Origin of the sequence: Nocardia cyriacigeorgica GUH-2 (assembly GCF_000284035.1) — a bacterium.
In the GTDB taxonomy this organism is placed as follows: Bacteria; Actinomycetota; Actinomycetes; order Mycobacteriales; family Mycobacteriaceae; genus Nocardia; species Nocardia cyriacigeorgica_B.
On the sequence record NC_016887.1, the window covers coordinates 4922133 to 4944252 of the forward strand.

Annotated in this window: 22 protein-coding genes; 8 read left to right on the forward strand and 14 right to left on the reverse strand. The window is 69.2% G+C overall.

The genetic code is table 11. The annotated features are described in order from the left end of the window. Positions 1 to 18: 18 nt before the first annotated feature. Positions 19 to 870 carry a putative RNA methyltransferase gene (locus tag NOCYR_RS22300; protein ID WP_014352673.1) on the forward strand — a complete coding sequence of 284 codons (852 nt, stop codon included), beginning with the start codon at positions 19 to 21 and terminating at the stop codon, positions 868 to 870. Positions 871 to 875: 5 nt separating this feature from the next. On the opposite strand, the gene glgA is transcribed toward NOCYR_RS22300, so the two are convergent. Next, positions 876 to 2045 carry a glycogen synthase gene (gene glgA / locus NOCYR_RS22305; protein WP_048834386.1) on the reverse strand — a complete coding sequence of 390 codons (1170 nt, stop codon included), beginning with the start codon at positions 2043 to 2045 and terminating at the stop codon, positions 876 to 878. Between the two features lie 128 nt (positions 2046 to 2173). Between glgA and glgC the strand changes: the two genes are divergently transcribed. After that, positions 2174 to 3388: a glucose-1-phosphate adenylyltransferase gene (glgC, locus tag NOCYR_RS22310; protein WP_048833609.1), complete on the forward strand. Its 1215-nt coding sequence runs from the start codon at positions 2174 to 2176 to the stop codon at positions 3386 to 3388. A 51-nt stretch (positions 3389 to 3439) separates the two neighbouring features. Here the strand turns inward: glgC and NOCYR_RS22315 are convergent, their stop codons facing one another. From NOCYR_RS22315 to NOCYR_RS22330, 4 genes are all read right to left on the reverse strand, one after another. Then, positions 3440 to 5101 (reverse strand): ABC transporter permease, encoded by a 1662-nt coding sequence (locus tag NOCYR_RS22315; RefSeq protein ID WP_014352676.1) that lies wholly within the window; start codon positions 5099 to 5101, stop codon positions 3440 to 3442. Then, complete coding sequence (locus NOCYR_RS22320; protein WP_014352677.1) at positions 5098 to 6039, reverse strand: ABC transporter ATP-binding protein; 942 nt, start codon at positions 6037 to 6039, stop codon at positions 5098 to 5100. The genes NOCYR_RS22315 and NOCYR_RS22320 overlap by 4 nt, the downstream gene beginning before the upstream one ends. 18 nt (positions 6040 to 6057) lie before the next feature. Beyond that, the gene (locus NOCYR_RS22325) at positions 6058 to 6723 is read right to left on the reverse strand and encodes a TetR/AcrR family transcriptional regulator (protein ID WP_014352678.1); all 666 of its coding nucleotides are present in this window, start codon (positions 6721 to 6723) and stop codon (positions 6058 to 6060) included. Between the two features lie 198 nt (positions 6724 to 6921). Then, positions 6922 to 7560, reverse strand: coding sequence for an O-methyltransferase (locus NOCYR_RS22330; protein ID WP_014352679.1), 639 nt, complete (start codon positions 7558 to 7560; stop codon positions 6922 to 6924). A gap of 260 nt (positions 7561 to 7820) precedes the next feature. Here NOCYR_RS22330 and sigE point away from each other — a divergent pair, with 260 nt between their 5' ends. The 6 genes from sigE to NOCYR_RS28905 all read left to right on the forward strand — a co-directional run bounded on the left by sigE (position 7821) and on the right by NOCYR_RS28905 (position 12849). After that, positions 7821 to 8492 (forward strand): RNA polymerase sigma factor SigE, encoded by a 672-nt coding sequence (gene sigE, locus NOCYR_RS22335; RefSeq protein ID WP_014352680.1) that lies wholly within the window; start codon positions 7821 to 7823, stop codon positions 8490 to 8492. A gap of 77 nt (positions 8493 to 8569) precedes the next feature. Next, a complete protein-coding gene (locus NOCYR_RS22340) occupies positions 8570 to 8962 on the forward strand; it encodes a hypothetical protein (RefSeq protein ID WP_014352681.1) in 393 nt (130 codons plus the stop codon). 10 nt (positions 8963 to 8972) lie between these two features. Then, entirely contained in the window at positions 8973 to 10502 is a 1530-nt protein-coding gene (locus NOCYR_RS22345) for a S1C family serine protease (RefSeq protein ID WP_014352682.1), read from the forward strand. Between the two features lie 33 nt (positions 10503 to 10535). Further along, entirely contained in the window at positions 10536 to 10952 is a 417-nt protein-coding gene (gene tatB, locus NOCYR_RS22350) for a Sec-independent protein translocase protein TatB (protein ID WP_014352683.1), read from the forward strand. A gap of 52 nt (positions 10953 to 11004) precedes the next feature. Continuing rightward, positions 11005 to 11865: a hypothetical protein gene (locus NOCYR_RS22355; RefSeq protein ID WP_014352684.1), complete on the forward strand. Its 861-nt coding sequence runs from the start codon at positions 11005 to 11007 to the stop codon at positions 11863 to 11865. Between the two features lie 348 nt (positions 11866 to 12213). Then, complete coding sequence (locus NOCYR_RS28905) at positions 12214 to 12849, forward strand: hypothetical protein (RefSeq protein ID WP_014352685.1); 636 nt, start codon at positions 12214 to 12216, stop codon at positions 12847 to 12849. A gap of 21 nt (positions 12850 to 12870) precedes the next feature. Here the strand turns inward: NOCYR_RS28905 and NOCYR_RS22365 are convergent, their stop codons facing one another. From NOCYR_RS22365 to dapE, 9 genes are all read right to left on the reverse strand, one after another. Further along, positions 12871 to 13809: a glucosyl-3-phosphoglycerate synthase gene (locus tag NOCYR_RS22365; protein ID WP_014352686.1), complete on the reverse strand. Its 939-nt coding sequence runs from the start codon at positions 13807 to 13809 to the stop codon at positions 12871 to 12873. Then, positions 13806 to 14687 carry a dihydropteroate synthase gene (folP, locus tag NOCYR_RS22370; RefSeq protein WP_014352687.1) on the reverse strand — a complete coding sequence of 294 codons (882 nt, stop codon included), beginning with the start codon at positions 14685 to 14687 and terminating at the stop codon, positions 13806 to 13808. The genes NOCYR_RS22365 and folP overlap by 4 nt, the downstream gene beginning before the upstream one ends. A 239-nt stretch (positions 14688 to 14926) precedes the next feature. Beyond that, positions 14927 to 15325, reverse strand: coding sequence for a hypothetical protein (locus NOCYR_RS22375; RefSeq protein ID WP_014352688.1), 399 nt, complete (start codon positions 15323 to 15325; stop codon positions 14927 to 14929). After that, positions 15322 to 16896 carry a hypothetical protein gene (locus tag NOCYR_RS22380; RefSeq protein ID WP_014352689.1) on the reverse strand — a complete coding sequence of 525 codons (1575 nt, stop codon included), beginning with the start codon at positions 16894 to 16896 and terminating at the stop codon, positions 15322 to 15324. Before NOCYR_RS22380 ends, NOCYR_RS22375 begins: the two co-directional genes overlap by 4 nt. Continuing rightward, complete coding sequence (locus NOCYR_RS22385) at positions 16893 to 17507, reverse strand: hypothetical protein (RefSeq protein ID WP_014352690.1); 615 nt, start codon at positions 17505 to 17507, stop codon at positions 16893 to 16895. The genes NOCYR_RS22380 and NOCYR_RS22385 overlap by 4 nt, the downstream gene beginning before the upstream one ends. 170 nt (positions 17508 to 17677) lie before the next feature. Continuing rightward, positions 17678 to 19441, reverse strand: a complete 1764-nt coding sequence (locus NOCYR_RS22390; RefSeq protein ID WP_014352691.1) for a long-chain-acyl-CoA synthetase — start codon at positions 19439 to 19441, stop codon at positions 17678 to 17680. A gap of 4 nt (positions 19442 to 19445) precedes the next feature. After that, on the reverse strand, positions 19446 to 20057 hold the full coding sequence (locus NOCYR_RS22395; RefSeq protein ID WP_014352692.1) for a TIGR00730 family Rossman fold protein: 612 nt from the start codon (positions 20055 to 20057) through the stop codon (positions 19446 to 19448). Beyond that, complete coding sequence (locus tag NOCYR_RS22400; protein ID WP_048833611.1) at positions 20054 to 20860, reverse strand: TIGR00730 family Rossman fold protein; 807 nt, start codon at positions 20858 to 20860, stop codon at positions 20054 to 20056. The genes NOCYR_RS22395 and NOCYR_RS22400 overlap by 4 nt, the downstream gene beginning before the upstream one ends. A gap of 113 nt (positions 20861 to 20973) precedes the next feature. Continuing rightward, positions 20974 to 22074, reverse strand: a complete 1101-nt coding sequence (gene dapE / locus NOCYR_RS22405) for a succinyl-diaminopimelate desuccinylase (protein WP_014352694.1) — start codon at positions 22072 to 22074, stop codon at positions 20974 to 20976. Positions 22075 to 22120 lie beyond the last annotated feature (46 nt).

Here is a 22120-nt window from a genome sequence, read left to right on the forward strand (position 1 = left end):
CACTCGGCACTGTCGGCGGTGACGGGCGCGCTGGCCTGTCCGGAATGCCGGGCCGGGCTGGCCGGGTCGGATCGGTCGTTGCGCTGCGCCACCGGGCACAGCTTCGACATCGCCAAGCAGGGCTATATCACCCTGCTGACCGGTGCCTCGACCAAGATGACCGGCGATACCGCGGCCATGCTCGACGCCAGAGCGGCCTTCCAGGGCGCAGGCCATTTCGCGCCCATCGCCGATGCCACCGTCGTGGCCGTCGCCGGGGACGGGTCTGCCGGATCATCCGGCCCCGGCCCCGGCGCGTCCGCGCTCGTGCTGGAGATCGGCGCGGGCACCGGCTACTACCTGGCCCGGGTGCTGGACGCGCTACCGCATGCCCACGGCATCGCGCTCGACGTGGCCAAGCCCGCCGGGCGACGCGCCGCCCGAGCCCATCCCCGGGCCGCGGCGGTGGTCGCCGACGCCTGGCGCGGCCTGCCACTGCGCGATGACACCGTCGACGCGGCGCTGTCGGTGTTCGCGCCGCGCAATCCCGGCGAAGTGGCGCGGGTGCTGAGCCCGCGCGGCCGGTTCGTCGTCGTCACCCCCACCGACCGGCATCTGGCCGAGCTGATCGAACCGCTCGGCATGGTGAGTGTCGACCCGGACAAGCAGGATCGGCTGACGGCCACCATGTCCGGGCATTTCGAGCTGGTCGAGCGCAGTGCGGTCGAGTATCCGATGAAACTCACCCGCGCCGAGATCGCGCACGTGGTCGGCATGGGTCCGTCGGCCCATCACACGGACGCGGTCGAGTCCAGGGTCGCCGCCCTGCCGGACGCCATGGAGGTGACCGCCTCGGTGCTGGTCTCCACCTACCGGCCCACCGCAGCCTGACCGTTTCAGGGCTTGCGGACGTGGTCGTAGACCTCGACGGTCTGCGCGGCGATCCGCGACCAATCGAATTCCGCCACCGCCCTGGCGCGGCCCGCGGCCCCATATTCGGCCGCCAGCACCGGGGCGGCGGCCAGCTCGTTCACCGCTTCGGCGAGGCCACGCTCATAAGCGCCCGGCGCGGCCGGGTCGTAATGCACCAGCCGTCCGGTGGCACCGTCGGCGACCACCTCGGGGATGCCGCCCACATCGGAGGCGACGACGGCGGTGCGGCAGGCCATCGCCTCCAGATTGACGATGCCCAGCGGCTCGTACACCGACGGGCAGACGAAGACGGTGGCCGCGGCCAGCACCTGCCGGATCTGCTCGGTGGGCAGCATGTCGCGCACCCAGAACACATTGCCGCGGCGACGGCTCAGCTCATCCACCGCCGAGGCCACCTCGATGGCCAGTTCCGGGGTGTCGGCCGCGCCCGCGCACAACACCACCTGGATCTCCGGATCGAAATCGCGGGCGGCGGCCAGCAGATGCCCGACGCCCTTCTGCCGGGTGATCCTCCCGACGAAGGCCGCGATCGGCCGGTCGGTGCGCACCCCCAACTCCCACAGGAAGGGTTCGGTGCCGGCCGCGGGCGGGCCCGGATGCCAGACCGCGGCGTCGATGCCGTTGTGCACCACATGGACCCGGGCGGGGTCGACGGCCGGATAGGCGTCGAGTACGTCGCGGCGCATGCCCGCGCTGACGGCGATGATGGCGTCGGCGTGTTCGACGGCATTGCGTTCCGACCACGACGAGAGCCGGTAGCCGCCGCCGAGCTGCTCGGCCTTCCACGGCCGCCGCGGTTCCAGCGAGTGCGCGGTCAGCACGTGCGGAATGCCGTAGAGGGTGGCGGCCAGATGCCCGGCCAGGCCGGTGTACCAGGTGTGCGAATGCACCACGTCGACCTCGCCGGTGGCATCGGCCATCCGCAGCTGGGCCGACATCATCTGGATAGCGGGGTTGGCGGCGTAGAGGTGGGTATCGGGCTGATGCACCACGGCGTCGTCGCGCGGGGCGCCCATGCAGTGCACGGTGACCTCGGCGAGCGCGCGCAGCTCGGCCACCAGTTCGGTGACGTGCACGCCGGCACCGCCGTAGACCTCCGGCGGGTATTCGCGGGTCAGCATGGCGACCCGCAGCCGATCGGCCGGCTCCGTCATCGCCGTCGCGTGCGCGAAACTCACGGATTCAACGTAGACGCTCGGCCCGGCCCGGGCCACTCGCACGCCACCCCACCTCCGGGCGTGAGGTTCGGTAGTTTGACAGTGTGAGGAGCCAGCCGCACGTACTCGGAATCGTGCTCGCCGGTGGCGAGGGCAAGCGACTCTTTCCACTCACCGCCGACCGCGCCAAGCCGGCGGTCCCGTTCGGCGGTGCCTACCGCCTCATCGACTTCGTCCTCAGCAACCTCGTCAACGCCGGATACCTGCGACTGTGCGTGCTCACCCAGTACAAATCGCATTCCCTGGACCGGCATATTTCGCAGACCTGGCGGTTGTCGGGTTTCGCCGGTGAATACATCACGCCGGTCCCGGCGCAGCAGCGGCTCGGCCCGCGCTGGTACACCGGCAGCGCCGACGCCATCATGCAATCGCTGAACCTCATCTACGACGAGGACCCGGACTACATCGTGGTTTTCGGCGCCGACCACGTCTACCGGATGGATCCCGAGCAGATGGTGGCCCATCACATCGAATCCGGCGCCGGGGTGACGGTGGCCGGCATCCGGGTGCCGCGCAGCCAGGCCAGCGCGTTCGGCTGCATCGACTCCGACGAGTCCGGGCGCATCACCCAATTCCTGGAAAAGCCCGCCCATCCCCCCGGCACCCCCGACGACCCGAATTCGACTTTCGCGTCGATGGGCAATTACGTGTTCACCACCCGGGTGCTGGTCGATTCGATCCGCGCCGACGCCGACAATTCCGATTCCGACCACGATATGGGCGGCGACATCATCCCGAAGCTGGTCTCCGCCGGGCAGGCCGCCGTCTACGACTTCGCCGACAACGACGTCCCCGGCGCCACCGACCGCGACCGCGGCTACTGGCGCGATGTCGGCACCATCGACGCCTTCTACGAGGCGCATATGGATCTGGTGTCGGTGCATCCGGTGTTCAATCTCTACAACAAGCACTGGCCGATCCGTGGTGCCGCGGAAAATCTGCCGCCGGCCAAATTCGCCCAGGGCGGGCTGGCGCAGGAATCCATTGTCGGCGCGGGCTCGATCCTGTCGGCGGCGACCGTGCGCAATTCGGTGCTCAGCGCCAATGTGGTGGTCGACGACGGCGCCACCGTGGAGGGCAGCGTGCTGATGCCGGGGGTGCGCATCGGCAAGGGCGCGGTGGTGCGGCGCGCCATTCTGGACAAGAACGTGGTGGTCTCCGAGGGCGAGATCATCGGCGTCGACCTGGAACGCGACCGGGATCGGTTCGCCATCAGCAACGGCGGCGTCGTCACCGTCGGTAAAGGGACCTGGGTCTGAGACGGAGCAGTGCCCCCTGACGGAGGGCCAGAGGGCACTGCTCGTGTCGGTTCAGCGCAAGTCTCGCCCGCGCCAGCCGACCAGGCCGACGGCCAGCAGGACCGCCGCCAGCAGGGTCACCACCAGTACCGGTGCCACGGTGAACTCCGCGCCCGGCACCTTCGGCGCGTGACTGAACGGCTCGAGATTGCGCAGCCACTGCGGTGCGCCGGACACCGAGCCCAGCAGGAATACCGCGATCGCTCCCGTCAGCACACCCCACGCCACCGGCGTCCAGCGCGGCGCGAGCCCGAACAGCGCCACGGTGATCGCGACGAACAACCAGATCGCCGGCAACTGCACCAGCGCCGCGGCCAGCACACCGGGCAGCTTGTCGCCGATGTCGTCGGCGGCGAGGCCGTAGACCAGCCCGCCGAGCAGACCGGCGGTCAGCATGGCGAGCACCGGTCCACCCAGCGCGAACACCAGATGCGACAGCGCCCACCGGAGGCGGCCCACGGCACCGGTGACGACCGTTTCGGCGTGACCGCTGTTCTCCTCACCGAACATGCGCAGCGTGGCCGAGATGGCGTACGCCGAGCCCGCGACACCGAGCATGGTGAACGCGTAGGTGACCATCGAGTCCTCCAGCGAATCCGTGCCACCCATCCGGGTGATGAGGTCGCGGATGGTGTCGTTGGAGCCGAGCTCGTCGCCGATGCCGTGCACCACGCTGCCGATCAGCAGCCCGTACAGGCCCAGGCCGATGGTCCACGCCAGCAGGGTGCCCCGTTGCAGGCGCCAGGCCAGGCCCATCGGGCCGGACAACCCGAGGCCGGCGGCGGGTTTGCCGAGCCGTTCGGCGATCAGGCCCGCGCCCACGTCGCGGCGCATCAGCAGCAGGTAGGCGGCGCCGACGCAGACCAGCACCGTCACCAGATGCAGCGCGAGCACCCACCAGCGGTCTCCGGCGAAGGCCCGCACCTGCAACGACCAGCCCTGCGGCGAGAGCCAGGTCAGCGGGCTGACCGGGCCGTTGCCTGCCTGGGCATCGCCCACCGCGCGCATCGTGTAGGTCAGCGCCAGCACCGCGAAGGCGATGCCGCGGGCCAGCCGGGCGCTGGTGGTGAGCTGAGCGGCGACCGCGGCCACCGCCGCGAACACCATGCCCGAGGCGGCCAGCGCGGCCCCGAAGGCCAGCGATCCGGTGACCGGGACATCGGTCGCCGCCAGACTCAACGCGCCGATCAGGCCGGTGGCCAGCGCACCACCCAGCCCGAGCACCAGCGCCGCGGTGAGCCCGGCGAAGCGGCCCACCGAGGTGGAGGCCACCAGCTCCGAACGTCCGGTCTCCTCCTCCGCCCGGGTGTGCCGGATGACGGTGAGGATGGTCGCCACCGCGATCAGGGTGAAGAACATCCCCGCTTTCCAGACACCGACCGCACCGATGCTGGTGTTGTAGATCGGGCCGTACATGGCCAGCTGCGAGGGGCTGGCCAGGATGGAATCGGCGAAGGACGCGCGGTCGGCCTCGGTGGGATAGACCGTGTCGATGCTCGCGACGTAGACGCTGCCCAACGGCACCGACAGCAGCAATACCCAGGCGGGCAAGACGATTCGGTCGCGGCGCAGCGCCAAGCGCAGCATGCGGGCGGTACCGGCGAATCCGTCGGCGGTGCCGTAGCGGGCGGGGGCTCGGTGCTCGCCGGGCCGCGAGAGCGTGGCGGTGGTCATTTCCGCACCTTCAGCAGCTCGGAATCGGCGGTGGACTCGGCGTCGGGCTGATCGCCTGCGACCGAATAGTGACGCATGAACAGCTCTTCCAGCGTCGGCGGCTGGCTCACCAGACTGCGCACGCCGGTGTCGCCGAGAATGCGGATCAGCTCGCCGAGATGCTCGCTGTCGACCTGGCAATGCAACGTGCGGTCCTCCAGCCGCACATCGGCCACGCCCGGCAAGGCGCTGAGATCGCCTGGGTCGCCGGTCAATTCGGCGGTGATGGAGGTGCGGCTCAGATGCCGCATCGACGAGAGCGTCCCGGACTCCACGGTGCGTCCGGACCGGATGATGGTCACCCGCTCACAGAGCACCTCGACTTCGGACAGGATGTGACTCGACAGCAGCACCGTGACCCCGCGCTGCGCCGCCTCCGCCACACAGTCGCGAAACACCTGCTCCATCAACGGATCCAGGCCCGAGGTCGGTTCGTCGAGCAGCAACAGTTCCGCGTTCGACGAAAACGCCGACACCAGTGCGACTTTCTGCCGGTTGCCCTTCGAGTAGGTGCGGGCCTTCTTGCGCGGATCGAGTTCGAATCGCTCGATCAGTTCCGCCCGCCGCGCGGTGTCGATACCGCCGCGCATCCGGGCAAGCAGGTCGATGGTCTCACCACCGGACAGCGACGGCCACAGCGTGACATCGCCTGGCACATAAGCGATCTGGCGGTGCAGTTCGACCGCGTCCACCCACGGGTCGCGACGCAGCAAGCGCACCTCACCGGAGGTGCGCGCCAGCACGCCGAGCAGGATGCGGATGGTGGTGGATTTGCCGGCACCGTTGGGGCCGAGGAAGCCGTGCACCTCGCCCTGGTCCACTTCCAGATCCAGCCCGTCGAGGGCGCGGACCTGGCCGAAGTGTTTGTACAGATCCCGGACGTGGATTGCCGATGTCATGGGAACTCCTGAGGAGATCTAGGTATCTGGACTCTGTTGATCGAGAAGGGCGTCGAGCATCATCGAGCTGGTCATCAGACCGTTGGTGAACAGCTCGACGCCGGGGACAAGCATCTGGTCGGCGTAGGCGCGCAGGGCCTTGCCGTAATCGAGTGGGCCCTCGTGTTCGGCGGCATACAGCTGCAGGAAGAACATCAGGCCGCCGCCGTTGTTCAGCGCGAGATATCGGGCCGTGGCGTGCAGATCGCGGAGCGGGCGGATGGTGCCCGCGGCGATTCCCGCCCGCAGATATTGCTCGACATCGGACACCATGTGTTCGAACAACGTGCCCGCCAGCGCCCCACCGGCTTGAAAGCTCCGCACGATATAGGCGATGACCGGTCCGAAGCTTTCGATCTCGGCGAGCTGACCGAGGATGTTGGACGACGACGGCCGCTCGACCGAATCCAGCTTGGAATCGCGGATGACCTTGCGGACGTATTCGTCACATTCCGCGCGCAGCCCGTCCTTCGACCCGAAATGGTGGTTGACGAGCCCCGGCGAGACACCGGCGGCGGTGGCGATGGCACGAACCCCGACGTTGAACCCCTGCTCACCGAAGACGGCGATGGCGGCGTCGCGAATGCGCGCACGAGTGCTCAGATCCGGGGCGGATCCTTCCGATACGGCTGATCTGTTAAACACATGTTCAATATACTAAACACTCGTTCAATCAGCCGTCAATGGGTGGGCGCAAGTCTTCGGTCGAGAGATCTGGACACCGGCACTGATCAGCGCATACGGCAGCCGCGGGCGGCGCGGAACGGCAGCGGCGCCGGCGTCAGCAGCACGTGGCGCCGAGCGCGTCAGTCCGAGCGGCGCGGTGATCGACGACGGGAGGTGTCACCCACGCGACGCGCAGAGCAGCCCGTCGCCCACCGGAATCAGCACGCTGGTGAGGTTCGGATCCTCCGCGATCGCCCGGGTCGCCGCGCGCACCGCCTGGGTGGCCGCATCACGCTGTGCGGGATCGGGCACCCGCCCGCCCAGCAGCGCGTTGTGCAGCAGGATCGCCCCGCCGTCGCGCAGTAACCGCACCCCTTCGGCGACGTACTGCGGATGCTCGACCGGCGCCGCATCGATGAACACCAGGTCATAGGCGCCGTCGGCCAGCCGCGGCAGCACATCGAGGGCGCGGCCGTTGATCAGCCGGGTGCGCGCGAGCGGGATGTCGGCGGCACGGAAGGCCTCTTTGGCCGCGCGTTGATGCTCCGGCTCGGAATCGATCGTGGTCAGCGTGCCGTCCTCGCGCATACCGTCGAGCAACCACAAACCGCTGATACCCGCGCCGGTGCCCACCTCGACCACCGCCCGTGCGCCCAGCATCTGGGCGTACATGCTCAGCAACGCGCCGACGGACGGCGCCACCGGCGCGGCGCCCAGTTCGGTGGCCCGTTCGCGGGCGCTGACGAGGATCTCGTCCTCCACGACGGATTCCTCCACGTAGGCGAGATTTCGCTCCAGGTTCGATGCCACGCCCATGAGGCTATGCCAAACCGTGACCAGCGGCCCGAAACATTCTCAGGTGTCCCTCAGGATCTCCATACACAGGCCATATCGCGACAGGAAAGAGTAGGCAGCACGCAAGACCAGCCGACCGGCAGGCGAACGAGCCAGAGCACCGGGTCGGGAACAACCGGACACCTTCCATCGGTTGTACCCGACAGCGACGGTCCGTGGATCCGGGCCGCTGCCCGAACTCCATCGCCTCGGGTCCCGAGTAGGAGGTATTTCCCATCCACATGGTCGATGCGGCGCGCGAGTACGCCACCCTGCCCGAGCTGCCGACGCAGCGTGATCTCACCGCACTGGAACCGGCCGAGGTCGCCGAGGAAGAACTGACCGGCACCGCGGCCTTCGATGCCACCGGCGATCGCTCGGTCATGCCCACCTGGGACGAACTGGTCCGCGAGCACGCCGACCGGGTCTACCGGCTGGCCTACCGCCTCTCCGGCGACGCCCAGGACGCCGAGGATCTCACCCAGGAAACCTTCATCCGGGTCTTCCGCTCACTGTCGAACTACCAGCCGGGCACCTTCGAGGGCTGGCTGCACCGCATCACCACCAACCTGTTCCTGGACATGGTCCGCCGCCGCGGCCGCATCCGGATGGAAGCGCTGCCCGAGGACTACGACCGGGTGCCGGCCCAGGGACCGGGCCCCGAGCAGGTCTACCACGACGCCCGCCTCGACCCCGATCTGCAATCGGCGCTGGACGCGCTGGCCCCGGAGTTCCGTGCCGCGGTCGTGCTCTGCGACATCGAGGGGCTGTCCTACGAGGAGATCGGTGCCACCCTCGGGGTCAAACTGGGCACCGTCCGCAGCCGGATCCATCGCGGCCGTCAGGCACTACGCGATCACCTTGCGCATAATGGAACCCAGGACCGGTTCGCCGACGCGGCGAGCAAGTCCTGAACCAGCAAGAACGGGTGATCCCCGGCCGTGGCGCCAGGCCCGGCCGTGATCGAGTCGGTTGGAAGGATGAGCACCGAATGAGTGGCGACTCCGGTACGTCAGGTCGTTCACCGCGTTTCCGTTCCACCGAGCATCTGGCGAGCGAGGCCGTCGCCGCCTATGTGGACGGCGAACTGCGGATGAACGCCTATCTGCGTGCCGCCCAGCACATTTCCGTGTGCCCCGAATGCGCCGCCGAGGTCGAGGCCCAGCAGCAGGCCCGCATCGCCTTGCGCCGCGCCGCCCAGATCTCCATTCCGCACGGGCTGCACGACAGCCTGACCCGCATTCCCCTCGGCGAACTCCCCGGCACCGATCGTTCCGCCGCGGCCGCCCGCAATTCCCGTGACGAGGCCGTTTCCGGTTTCCTCAGTGGGTCTTTCGCGGCGAGCTTCGACAGTAGGCGGTGGACAACCTGGTGGCGCAAGTAGAGTTTGGCGCGTGACCACCGAATCGACGAACACCGGATCGGCCGACACCTCGGATTCGGCGGCCAACAGGGGGAACCTGCGGCCGCCGGACGCGCCCGTGCTCGGGCCGCGCCCGGTCTACCGCCCGCATGTGGATACCCACACCGCTCGCGCCTTCCGCCGCCCCTCCGGCCAGGCCGGATCCTTCGCACCCCGCACTGACGCGGCCGCTGCCGCCCAGGGCGCCGATCAGGTGCAGAACCGGCCGCCGGACGCCGTGCTGGCCGAGGCCTTCGGCCGCCCGGAAGGCTCCACCGAACTCCTGCAGCGCGATCCCGACGCGGCCACCGGCGACACCCAGGGCGCCGGCCCCGCCGATCCGTGGCGCGATCCGGAATCCGGCGCCCGCCTCGGCGCGCCCGCGCTGCCCACGCCCGCACCGCAGACCGCTGGCGCCGCCACCAAGCTGTCGGCGCGCGAGGTGCTGTTCGGCTCCCGGGTCGCCCCGCGCGCGCTGGCCCTGCTGGCCGCCATCGCCTTGGCCATCGGCCTGGTCGGTGGCCTGGTCGGCCGGTTGACCGCCGAGACCGCCTCCACCCTGACCTCCCGCAAGGTCGCTCTCGAGCAGACCGGCGATTCGGAGCAGCCGCACGGCCAGATCGCTCAGGTCGCCGATGCGGTGCTGCCCTCGGTGGTCTCGATTCGCACCACCGTCGGCGACAACGGCGCCACCGGTTCGGGCGTGGTCATCGACGGCAACGGCTACATCGCCACCAACAACCACGTCATCTCGATGGCCGCCCAGGACGGCTCGGGCAATGCCAAGATCCAGGTGATGTTCTCCGATGGCACCCGGGTGCCGGCCAATATCGTCGGCCGGGACACCAAGACCGACCTCGCGGTGCTCAAGGTCGATGTGAAAAATCTCACAGTCGCGCAACTCGGCAAGTCCGAGGACGTGCGCGTCGGCGACGCCGTGCTGGCCATCGGTTCCCCACTGGGACTGAGCAAAACGGTCACCTCCGGCATCGTCAGCGCGCTGCACCGTCCGGTGAAGCTGGAGGGCGAGGGCAGCGACACCAAGGCCGTCATCGACGCCGTGCAGACCGACGCCTCGATCAACCCGGGTAACTCCGGTGGCGCCCTGGTGGACATGGAAGGCCGGGTCATCGGGATCAACACCGCCATCCGCAGCGAGACCGGCGGTTCGGTCGGTCTCGGCTTCGCCATCCCGGTGGATGTGGTCACCGACGTCGCGCAGACGCTGATCCGCGACGGCGTCAAGCACCATCCGGTGATCGGTCTGAGCGCGCGCACCAAGGCCGTCGCCAACGAGGCCATGAGCGGCGCCGAGGTGGCCGATGTGGTGCCCGGCGGGCCCGCCGCACGGGCCGGCATCGTGGAGGGCGACGTCATCGTCAAGGTCGGCGATCGCGAGGTCACCGGGCCGGACGAGCTGGTCGTGGCGGTGCAGCAGAACAAGATCGGCGAGACGGTGACGGTGCGGTTGATCCGGGAGGGCCGGCAGGTGGACGTTCCGGTCACCCTGGAATCCGACTGACCCGGCGGCCCCGGCGCGCGGTAGCCTGGTCTGGTGTTCAGCAGCATCGGGTGGAGCGAGATGGTGATCCTGCTCGTGGCCGCCCTCGTCATCCTCGGCCCGGAACGCCTGCCCGGTGCCGTGCGCTGGACCACGCGCAGTCTGCGGCAGGTGCGCGATTACGCCAGTGGCGCGACCGCGCAGTTGAAGCAGGAGCTCGGCCCCGAATTCGAGGACCTGCGTAAGCCGCTCGCCGATCTGAACGAGCTGCGCGGCATGACCCCGAAATCGATGGTGACCAAACACCTTCTCAACGGCGACGATTCGCTGTTCACCGATATCGGCAAGGCCATGCCGGACAAGCAGGATCTGTACGGCACCAATAGCGGTATGCCGGGTTACCCAGCGCCGAAGCTGGAGAAACCGTTGGAGCGCAACGAACGTCCGCCGATCGACTCGGACGCCACCTGATCTGTCAAGCGAACTAGACACCCGTCCGGCTTACGCTGTCTACACTTCGCACATGTCGGCCGATGACGTGGCGCGGGTGTTCGCGATCGAGGACAAGGTCGAGCGCCTCAAGGCAGCCACTGACGGTGTCGCGGCGGCGCAGCAGACCATCAACGAACTCACGCGGATTCGTCGCGCGGTGATCCGTGAGTTACATGCCGAGGGCTGGACGTTCGCCAGAATCGGTGCGGCAGCCGGGCTTTCCCGGGCCCGCATCCATCAGGTGAGCACCCAGGGCCCGGCGCCGGAGGGCTTGTTCTTCGGGCACGGCGCGCTGACCGTGCTCACGCCCCGGGTGCGGACCGGACGGCTGATCGGTGCGCCCGACCCGGCCGCCGCCACTCGCCTGGCCGAGCTGCTGCGTCAGCTGGGCTTCGCGGTCACCGTCGAACAGTTCCCGCCCGGACATCCCATCGACCTGAACCGCGACGGGCTGATCGTGCTCGGCGGGCCCGAACTCTCCCCCAGCCTGCGCCAGCTCATCGCCGCCGACCCCCGGCTGCGCCGCTCGGTGGCCCGCGCCGGTGACGGCCGTCGCGGCATCGAGGACCGCGCCGCCCGCCGGGTGTACCGCCCCTCCGGCCCCGACCCGCACGACATCGCCTACCTCGCCCGCCTGCCGCGCCCCGACGGCCAGGGTTCGATCCTGGTGATCGACGGCCTGCACCCACCCGGCTCGCTCGGTGCGGTCCGCCTGCTCGCCACCCGCCTGGCCGGGCTGCACGAACGCGCCGGCACCCGCCGGTTCTCGGTACTGATCGCCGTGCGCTTCGACCGCGCCACCGGTGAGCCGCTGGAGGCCGAACTGCTGACGCCGGTCTATCGCCACGAGCCGGCCGAAGTGCGGCCGACGGCACTGCGCACCCGCCGCTGAGCCGCCAGCGCCACCGTCGGCGGCGCTCACTCCCCGGCCGCGATCCAGCCACACGACACGTCCTGCGGCCCCGCCACTGACGCCCGCCGCACCGGGGCGCCGTAACCACTCCTGAACCCCAGCACGGTCCGTCGGCAGCGCGGCGTGCGGCCGCTGAACCGGCCCGTCCCGATGATCGGCCGCACCCGAGATGTTCCTCCCACGACACCTCCATGCGAGCGCTCACCCTCGGGCTTCGACCTCACCACTCCATGCTTAGATAGCCAGGAAATAACCATTTCGATCCACCGGCGATATTCGGCCCCGGTTTTCCGGCAATCACATGACGCGGAGGCACAGGTGAATGTGATGACGACCATTGCGGTGGCGCTGATCGCAATCGGATTGCTGGTGACCGTCGCCATCTTCATCCGCAAGCCCGCCGAGCACCGCCGCGCCCACGTCACCGTGGCGGAGTTGCAGGCCCGGCTCGCCGACGAATCCGGGCCCGAACACGCGCGCGCCGATGAGGAGGAGGCGGCCGAGGAGACCGGCGCCGCGGCAGCTGATTTCGAGCCGGAAGCGCCCGAGGAGCGCGGTCCGATAGCGCCGGAAGAGTTCGGACCGGGTCGCGCGGACGAGCAGGCGCCGGGCGAGGCAGCCGAGTCGGCACCGAGCGACGCCGACGAGCCGACACCCGCCCACTTCGGCCGACACGCACGGCCCGGGATCCATAAGCAGGCCACAGCCGACGCCGGCCAGCAGGCCCCGGGCGGTGCGGCCCGGTCAGCAGGGAGCGACGCCGACGAGTCAGCACCGGCCGACTACAGCCGGTCGGCGAAAGCCCCCGCCGGCCAGGAGCGATCCGACGCGGGCGTGCGGACGCCCAGCGCTGCGGCACCCGACCAGGAACCGGTCTCGGACCAGCCTGCGCCGGAATCGTCTACCGGCCCGTCGCCGTCGCGATCCACGGAAGACGACACCCACAAGCCCGACGCGGGCTGAGCGTCCTCCGGTAGCGACCGCTCAGGCCGCGACGCTCTCCGGCCGCACCGTGTTCATCGGCGGTCGATCGGTCAGGCACACCTCGGTGCTGTGCGCGGTGAACTCGTCGCCGATCAGCGGGAACTGGGTCAGCGCCGCGCCGGAATCGCGGACGCCGCTGCGGCCGAGGACGGTGCCGAGGATCTGTCTGCTCATCACGCCGAGGTCGGCCAGCGGGCGGTTGCGGTGGGTGCGCACGCCCAGGTTGACCTGGCCGATGGCATCGAGGCCGAGCCGGTCGTAGGTGTCGAGCAGCAGGCCGATCTCCACGCCGTAGCCGGGGGCGAAGGGCACCGAGGTGAGCAGTTCCCTGGTGCCCGCGTATTCGCCGCCGAGCGGTTGCAGCACCTCCGACAGGTCCGGGCGCAGCGCCGCCAGCAGCGGGCGGGCCACCAGTTCGGTGACGCGGCCGCCGCCGTGCGCTTCGACCGCGCCACCTTGCCGCAGCGGTCTGCGGTAGTACGCCTTGACCAGGTGCAGCCCGTCCATGGTCAGCAGCGGGCCGAGCAGTTTCGGCACGAAGGCCGGATCGGGGTCGATCAGGTCCGAATCGACGAAGGCCACCAGGTCGCCGCTGGTCACCGCCAGCGAACGCCACAGCACCTCGCCTTTACCCGGCACCGGATCGAGTTCAGGGACGGCTTGTTCCCGGCTGACCACCCGGGCCCCGGCCGCGCGGGCCCGTTCGGCGGTGGCGTCGGTGGATCCGGAATCGAGCACCACCAGTTCGTCGACCAGCGTGCCCAGCAGCGGCCGGATGCTGGCCACCACCGCGGCGACGGTGTCCTGCTCGTTCAGCGCAGGCAGCACCACCGAGACGGTGCGGCCGGCCTTGGCGGCGACGAGTTCGTCCACCGGCCAGTCCGGGGTATCCCAGGTATTCGTCATCGCCCAGCTGGGCTCACGGTGTTGGATGTTCATACCAGACCTCGCAGGGTTCGTGCGGGGGGCCGGATACCCTGTATCGCGGCAATCATGTCCACTACGCGCCGGGTCGCGGCGACTTCGTGGACGCGGAAGACTCGAGCGCCTGCCGCCGCCGACCATGCCGTTGCTGCCAATGTGCCCTCCAGCCGCTCGGTGAGATCGACACCAAGAGTCTCTCCGATGAAATCCTTGTTGGAGAGCGCCATCAAGACCGGCCATCCGGTATTTACAAGATCGTCGGCTGCACGCAACAGTTCGAGCCCGTGGTAGGTGTTCTTGCCGAAATCGTGCGTCGGGTCGATCAGGATCGAATCGCGGCGCACGCCGGCGGCCAGCGCCGCTTCCGCGGCCCGCACCACCGTCGCGGTGACCTCGGCGACCACATCGGTGTAGCGCACCCGATGCGGCCGGGTGCGTGGCACGGCGCCGCCGGTGTGGCTGCACACGATGCCCGCGCCCAGTTCGGCGGCGACCGCGACCAGATCCGGATCGGCGCCCGCCCAGGTGTCGTTGATCAGGTCGGCGCCCTCCCCGATCGCCTTGCGCCCCACCTCGGCGCGCCAGGTGTCGACGCTGATCAGCAGGTCGGGGTAGGCGGCGCGGATGGCGGCGACGAACGGGACCACCCGGCGGGTCTCCTCGGCGGCGTCGACCACCTCACCGGGCCCGGCCTTCACCCCACCGATGTCGACCAGGTCGGCGCCCTCGTCCACGGCACGGGCGACGGCGTCCATGGCGGCGGCATCGGTGAAGGTGGCGCCCCGGTCGTAGAACGAATCCGGGGTGCGGTTCACAATCGCCATGACCAGCGCCCGATCCGTCGCCACCGGGCGTCCGCACAGGGTCGGCGACGGCGCGTCGGGGCGGAACATGGGTCCGACTGTACCGACTCGTGTAATAACCGGTGCGGGCCGCAGACCCCCGTCAGCCCCGCGGCGCGCGCCCGACCGCCACATCGGCGGCGTAGTCCGCGTAGGCCGGGACATAGCCGTCGGCGCGGCCGGCGAGAACGAACAGCGCGGAGTCATCGTCGGGCGAATACCCGTGATTGCCCAGTTCTACCTTGCCGCTTGTGAACGTGGAGGTGGACTCGAGCTCAGCGTCACCGTCGTCACCTCGGAGTAGCCGTCCGCGCCCGGACAGACATCACCAGTGCCACCGCCTCCAGCCACCGCGCGAACAGGTCGTCGCGAGCGACATCGATTCCGGGTTCCGCGCGTGCGGCCGACATCCACCCGCGGACGAGCTCGGTTCGCTCCGCACCGATCAGCGGTTCGGGCAGTTCGAGAGCGGCGTCCAGGCCGAGCGAGCGGACACAGCTTGCCAGGAACTGCAGTGGGTACGACCCCGTCGCGAGCTCTTCGGCCGACAATGCCGCGGCAACCACGGCGTCACCGAACAGTGCCACTCGCGCCGGCCCCTGTTCCGGTATGCCCGCGGTGATCGCCGCAGCGATATCGACACGGCGTAATGCGCTGTCGCGCTGGGTGGTCGGGTCCGCGGCCGTCATTGCGGTAGCGCGACTGCCGTGGGATCGTCATGCCCGCGGTTCGGATCCGCGCCCGTCACCCGGCCCATCTCACCGTCGATGAATTGCTGCTTCGTCACCCATCTGGTGTAGCCCCACGGGTTGTAGACCTCCAGTTTGTCGCCCTGCGCGGCAAGAATGATCACTTCGTGGTGGCCCCGGTCGCCATTGTCGTTCTTGGTGACCGTGATGGGCACCGGCTTACCCTCGTTCACCGCGGATTCGATTCTGGACAGATACTCCCGCCGCTCAGCGGGTGTATCGACGTCGTTGTGATTGCGGTATGCGCCGCCGGCAGTGGGTCCGAGCTCCTTGGTGAACAGTTCCGAGCCGTTCTTGCCACCGGGATACTGGGCGTCGGTGGTGTTGTAAACACTGACCAGCCGATCACGGAATGCGCCGCGACTGTCGTCGCCTGCCTTGGCGCCGTCAACCGCGGCGGGGCCCTCGCCGGTGGTCAAGCCGAGCATGAAGACCGGATCGTTGGCGGCCCTTGCGACCAGCGTCGACGCGGAAACACAATTGTTCTTGTTCTGCCCGTAGATTCGCCCGACATCGAATCCGCCATCAGCGTCCCGTATGAGGTGCAAACCTCGATAGGTCAACACATGTTCACCGCCCTTGCCGGTTCGGGTATTCCGGCTGTTGATGTGCGGGTCCAAATGGTCGGACAGCCACGTCAGATCTTTGCCATGCGGGTGAATCACTCCGCGAAAAGCCCGGACATCGGCAAACGAATACCCCGCCGCCAATGCGTTCCACAAATAGGCGGCTTCCTGGGGAGTGTGCGCGTCGGCGAGCATCTTGTCGAACGCCGCACGCTCTGCCGCCGACAACTTGCCCAGCAGCTGTGACCCCCGCTCCAACGCGTTCGGGGTGAGCAGGCCGGCCAGCGGATCGGCCGTGAAATTGCGGTCGCCGGCGTAGGCGAGCACGACCGAGGACGCGGGACTGATGCCGGGCGAATCGACCCGGCTCGCCCGTGCCAGTGCGGTGTATTCCTTCAGCGCGCTCACTGCGTCCTCGGCGGCACCGTCGCGCAGCCGCGCGGCCTTGAGCCGTTGATGGCAGCCGTCGGCCGCCATCTGCAGTGCGCGCGCTTCGGCGCCGGCCCCATCCTCCCGGATGGCCTTCGCTGCCTGACGCAGTAGTGAGACGCCACGCGCATCGGTCCGCTGCACCTGGGTCAGCTTCTCGCCGAACTCGGTCAGCGCGGCACCGGCACCACCGAAAGCCGTCATCGCGGCCGATGATTGCGCGGCAAGTGCCTGGACGACCTGACCGGCTGTCTCGGCCGCGTCACCGCGCCACGCCGACGGCAGTGACCGGATGGCTACTCGTGACAAGTCGAAGGCAGCGTCACCGAACGTTTCCCCAGTCTTCGTATATCCCTCTGCCCGCGACGAGATCTTCGTCGGCGAGCCCTCGGGCCCGGGTGGCCGCAGCGCTACCTCGATCGCCTCCGGCAGCTTCTCGCGCAGCAATGCCCGATAGTGCGGACTGAGCAGGTCGATCGCGGCCAAGGCTTCGCGCAGGGCCTCTGTCGTGCTCATGGGTTTCCGCCGGGCGAATTCCACGGTGGCCTGAGCGCCGGCTGCGGTGGAAGCTGCCGCTCGACGTCTGGCGAATTCCGCGGTATCGGCACGTCCGGCACGGCCCGGCGCGTTTCGCGTGCACCGTCTCGGTCCGTATCGCGCTGCTTGTTCTCCGACTCCGGCAGCAATTTCGCCACTTGCGCGACCGCCGAGGACGTCACGCCGGTTTCGCGAGTCCAGGTCCGGTGAAATGCCGACCACGCGGATTCGACCGCCGAGTCACCGAAGATCCCGGTGCGGCCGAAGGGCGACAGCATGCGCGCCAACAGCGCGTCGACGTGACCGTCCGTGAGACCACGCCGCACGTCCTCGAGGTTGTCGCGGACAGTTCCGACCGCCACCGCCGGAGCGATCAACCCTTCGTCGCCGACCCAGAGCCCGCGGTCACTGCCTCCTCGGCCGTTCGGGAGACCCGGTGCCGACGGGCCCGAACCCCCGGGCGTGCCGTCCGACCGCCCGCGGCCGCTCGCGCCACCGGACACTCCAGGGACGGCATCGCCGCCCGGCTCGCCGCGGCCAGAAACCCCCGGTCTGCCACCATCATCCGACCCGCCCGCGCCGATCGCCATCAGTCCTCCACTCCGACAGCCCTATTCACATGATGACCATCGAATCCCGGGTATTCGACGGCGGTCAAATACCAGCCACACCACACGTGGGAACAGCACATCGCATCCTCCGCGAACTACGATCCGCGACGGCCGGAAGTCTGCGCCGACGAACCCGCGCCGGGCTGCGATCAGTCTCGCGGGGCTTTGCCCGCCGCGACCTCTGCGGTGTAGCCGTCGTAGGCGGGTACGTACCCCGAGGAACGACCGGCCAAGACGAACAGCTCGCCGGCTGCGTCGCGACGATAGCCCTGAGCGCGCAGTTCGACTTTGCGGCTCTTGAAGGTCGAGGTGGTTTCGAGTTCGTCGACGACCCGGATGAACAGCGGCACCGCATAACTCGGCAGCCGCTCGTAGGCCAGCCGTGCCAGCGCTTTTCCGTCGAATTCGGTGCCGGGCGCCAGCGTCACCGCGGCCATTCCGGCCTTGCCGTCGGTGCCGGGGATGTCCACGCCGAACACCACGGCCTGCGCGATCGCCGGTGCCGCGCTCAACGCCCCTTCGACCTCGGTGGTGGCCACGTTCTCGCCCTTCCAGCGGAAGGTGTCGCCGAGCCGGTCGACGAAGGCGATGTGGTTCCAGCCCTGATCGCGCACCAGGTCGCCGGTGTCGAACCAGACGTCGCCGTGACGGAAGCCGTCGCGCACCAGTTTGGCCTCGGAGGCGGCCTGGTCGGTGTAGCCGTCGAACGGCGAGCGGCCGGTGACCTTGGCCAGCAGCAGCCCGACGCCGCCGGAGCGCACCCGGCGCAACCGGCCGTCGGGGCCGCGCTTGGGATTACCGGTGGCGTCGTCGTACTCGACGATGGCGTAGGGCAGCGGCCCGAATCCGGCGGTGCGATCGACCCCGAAGGCATTGACGAAGGCGATATTGGATTCGCTGGCGCCGTAGAACTCCACGATCCGCCCGATGCCGAAGCGGTGTTTGAACTCGTCCCACAGTTCCGGCCGCAACCCGTTGCCGACGGCCAGCCGGATCCGGTGCGCGCGGTCGGTGGGTTTGGCCGGCTGGTTGAGCAGGTACCGGCACAGCTCGCCGATGTAGATGAACGCGGTGGCCCGTTCCCGGATCGCCTCGTCCCAGAACCGCGAGGCGGAGAACTGGCGGCCCAGCGCGAAGGTCGCACCGGCCGCGAGCACCGACGACAGCGCCACCGTGAGCGCGTTGTTGTGATACAGCGGCAGGCAGCAGTACATGGTGTCGTTGCCGCGCAGCCGGACCCCGAGCCCACCGAGTCCGGCCATGCTCTTGGTCCAGCGCAGATGCGTCATCACGCTGGCCTTGGGCAGGCCGGTGGTGCCGGAGGTGAAGATCAGGAACGCCCGCTCGCGCGCGGTCACCTCGGCGCACGACGGCGGATCGGACGGGTCGCCGAGCCGGGCTTCGGCGTGCAGGTCCTTGGCATAGAGCACGTTCCCCGGCGATGCGGGCAGCGAGTCGAGCGCCTCCTGGCATTCCTCGCCGACCACGTTCACCACGCTGCCGAGCAGTCCGAAGCTGTGCGCGAGCACCTGATCGCGCTGATGGTGATTGAGCAGGCCGACGGTGGCGCCGAGTTTGACCGTGGCCAGCACCGTGAACAGGGTCTCCGGGCGGTTGGTCATCAGCACACCGACCACGTCACCGCGGCCGACCCCACGCGCGGCGAGCACGCTCGCATAGCGGTTCACCAGCGAATTGGCCGCGCCGTAACGGTATTCGGTGCCCTCGAACCGCAGGAACGCCCGATGCGGATGACGGTGCGCCGCCCGCTGGAAGTACAGGCCGACCGACGCCTTGTCGCCGGGACCGACCAGCATGCCGAGGGCATTGCGCAGCATGCCGGGCGCGTCCACCGCCATCCCGGGCAGGCTCTTGGCCAGGTCGATAACACTGACGGTGCGGGCGTCACTCATCGGATCAGTACTCCTCGATCGGATGCTGCTGTGCGGCAGCGGGATTGCCTGGTGATTCGGCCGCGAGGGGCCGCAGCGCCGCAAAGGCCTCGTCGAAATCGGTGACCACACGCACCCGGTCCAAGGCCGGCTGCGGCACGAAACCCCGCGCGTGCAGCTCGTCGACCCAGGCGAACAGTCCGCGGTAGTGCCCGTCCGGATCCAGCACGACCACCGGCTTGTCGTGCACGCCGAGGTAGGCGCCGGTCCAGGTCTCGAAGAACTCCTCGAGGGTGCCGATACCGCCGGGCAGGGTGAGGAAGGCGTCGGCGCGGTCTTCCATCACCTGTTTGCGCTGGCGCATGGTGTCGGTGACGACCAGTTCGTCGGCATCCACGTCGGCCACCTCGCGGTGCACCAGATGCTTCGGGATGACGCCGATGGTGTTGGCGCCACCGGCGCGTGCGGCCGTGGCCACCGCGCCCATCATCGACACGTGACCGCCGCCGGACACCAATTGCCAACCGCGCCGGGCGATCTCGGTGCCCACCTGCGCGGCCAGCGCCAGCTGCGCCTGGTCGATGGTGCTGGCCGAGCAGTACACGCAGACGGCGTAGGCGCGTTTGCCCGCGCTCACCACTTGTCCTCCGTGCCCATGGTTTCCAGGTTCTCGCGTTCGGCCGTCGCCTGCTCCAGAATCCGCACCACGTCCTCGACGCTGTCGGTGACGTAGAGCAGGTCCACATCGCCCGGCGAGATCTTGCCGGCGCCCAGCAGCGAATCCCGGATCCAGTCCACCAGTCCGCCCCAGAACCTGGTGCCGAACAAGATGATCGGGAACCGGGTGATCTTGCGGGTCTGCACCAGCGTCAGCGCCTCGAACAGTTCGTCCATGGTGCCGAAGCCGCCCGGCAGGCAGACGAAGGCTTGCGAGTACTTGACGAACATCGTCTTGCGGACGAAGAAGTACCGGAAGTTGATGCCGAGATCGACCCATTCGTTGAGCCCCTGCTCGAACGGCAGCTCGATACCCAGGCCGATTGAATAACCGCCGGCCTCACACGCGCCCCGGTTGGCGGCCTCCATCGCGCCCGGCCCGCCGCCGGTGATCACCGCGAATCCGGCATGCGCCAGCGCCGAGCCGATGGCGCGGGCAGCCTCGTACTCGGGATGGTCGACCGGCGTGCGCGCCGAACCGAACACCGAGACCGCGCGCGGCACCTCGGCCAGCGCTCCGAAACCCTCCACGAATTCGGCCTGGATGCGCAGCACCCGCCACGGGTCGGTATGCACCCAGTCGCTGTCACCGCGCCGATCCAGCAGATTCCGGTCGGCGGTGCCGGTACCGGGCTTGCGATCCCGGCGGAACATGATCGGCCCGCGGAATCTGGCTGTCGACTTCGGCTTGCTGTTGAGTGGCTCGGCGGCGTCAGTGGACATGCCAGCCAAACTACCGGGCCGCGACCTGCGGTTGCGGGCGGATCGGTTTTCCCGGCACCGGTCATGCGGTGGTTGCCCGCAGTTCACTCACGGGCCATCGCCGACAGCGTTTTTCAGCTGGACGCGCCGGTGAGGTAGCTGCGCAGCATCGCCGTCACCTGCGTGATCTGCGCCAGCGGCACTCGCTCGTCACGCTTGTGCGCCAGATTCGGGTCGCCCGGGCCGAAGTTCACCGCGGGGACGCCGCGGGCGGCGAAGCGGGAGACGTCGGTCCAGCCGTATTTCGCCCGCACTCCCGCAGCGCCGTGCGCGTGCACCCGGTTGATCAAGTCCTTGGCGGCGGGTGCCGTGAGGCCGGGCAGGGCGCCGGGGGCGGCGTCGGTGACCTGGAAGTCGAGCTCCAGGCCGGCGAAGACCTCGCGGACGTGGTCGGTGGCCTGGGCGACGCTGCGGTCGGGCGCGAACCGGAAATTGACGTCGACCTCGGCGGCATCGGGCACCACATTGCCCGCCACCCCGCCGGCCACCCGCACCGCCGACAGTCCCTCGCGGTAGACGCAGCCGTCGATATCGACCTCCCGCGCCCGGTACTCCGACAGCCGCTGCAAGACCGGCGCCAGCCGATGAATGGCGTTGTCGCCCAGCCAGGCTCGTGCCGAATGCGCCCTGGTGCCCGCGGTGGTGAGCCGGGCCCGCAGGGTGCCCTGGCAGCCGGCCTCGACCCAGCCGCCGGAGGGTTCGCCGAGGATCGCCAGATCGCCGTCCAGCCATTCCGGGCGTTCGCGTTCGATCCGGGCCAGGCCGTTGAACTCCGCGGCGATCTCCTCGCAGTCGTAGAAGATCAGCGTCAGATCGTGCGCGGGTTCGGCGATGGTGGCGGCCAGATGCAGGAACACCGCATCGCCGGATTTCATGTCCACGGTGCCGCAGCCGTACATCACCGGCTCACCGTCCTCGACGTCCATCCGGCTCGGCACATTGTCGGCGATCGGCACCGTGTCCAGGTGCCCGGCCAGCACCACCCGGGTCGGCAGCCCGCGATCGGTGCGCGCCAGCACCACGTTGCCGTCGCGCACGATCTCGAACCCGCTGGTCTGTGTGCGCAACGCGGCCTCGACCGCGTCGGTGACGGCCAGCTCGTCCCTGGACACACTCGGGATGTCGACGAGGGCGGCAGTCAGGGCAATCGGGTCGGCGCGCAGATCGAGGGTCACCCCGCTCAGCGTAGTCAGCGGCTACCCGACGCCGGGGACCTCGGTC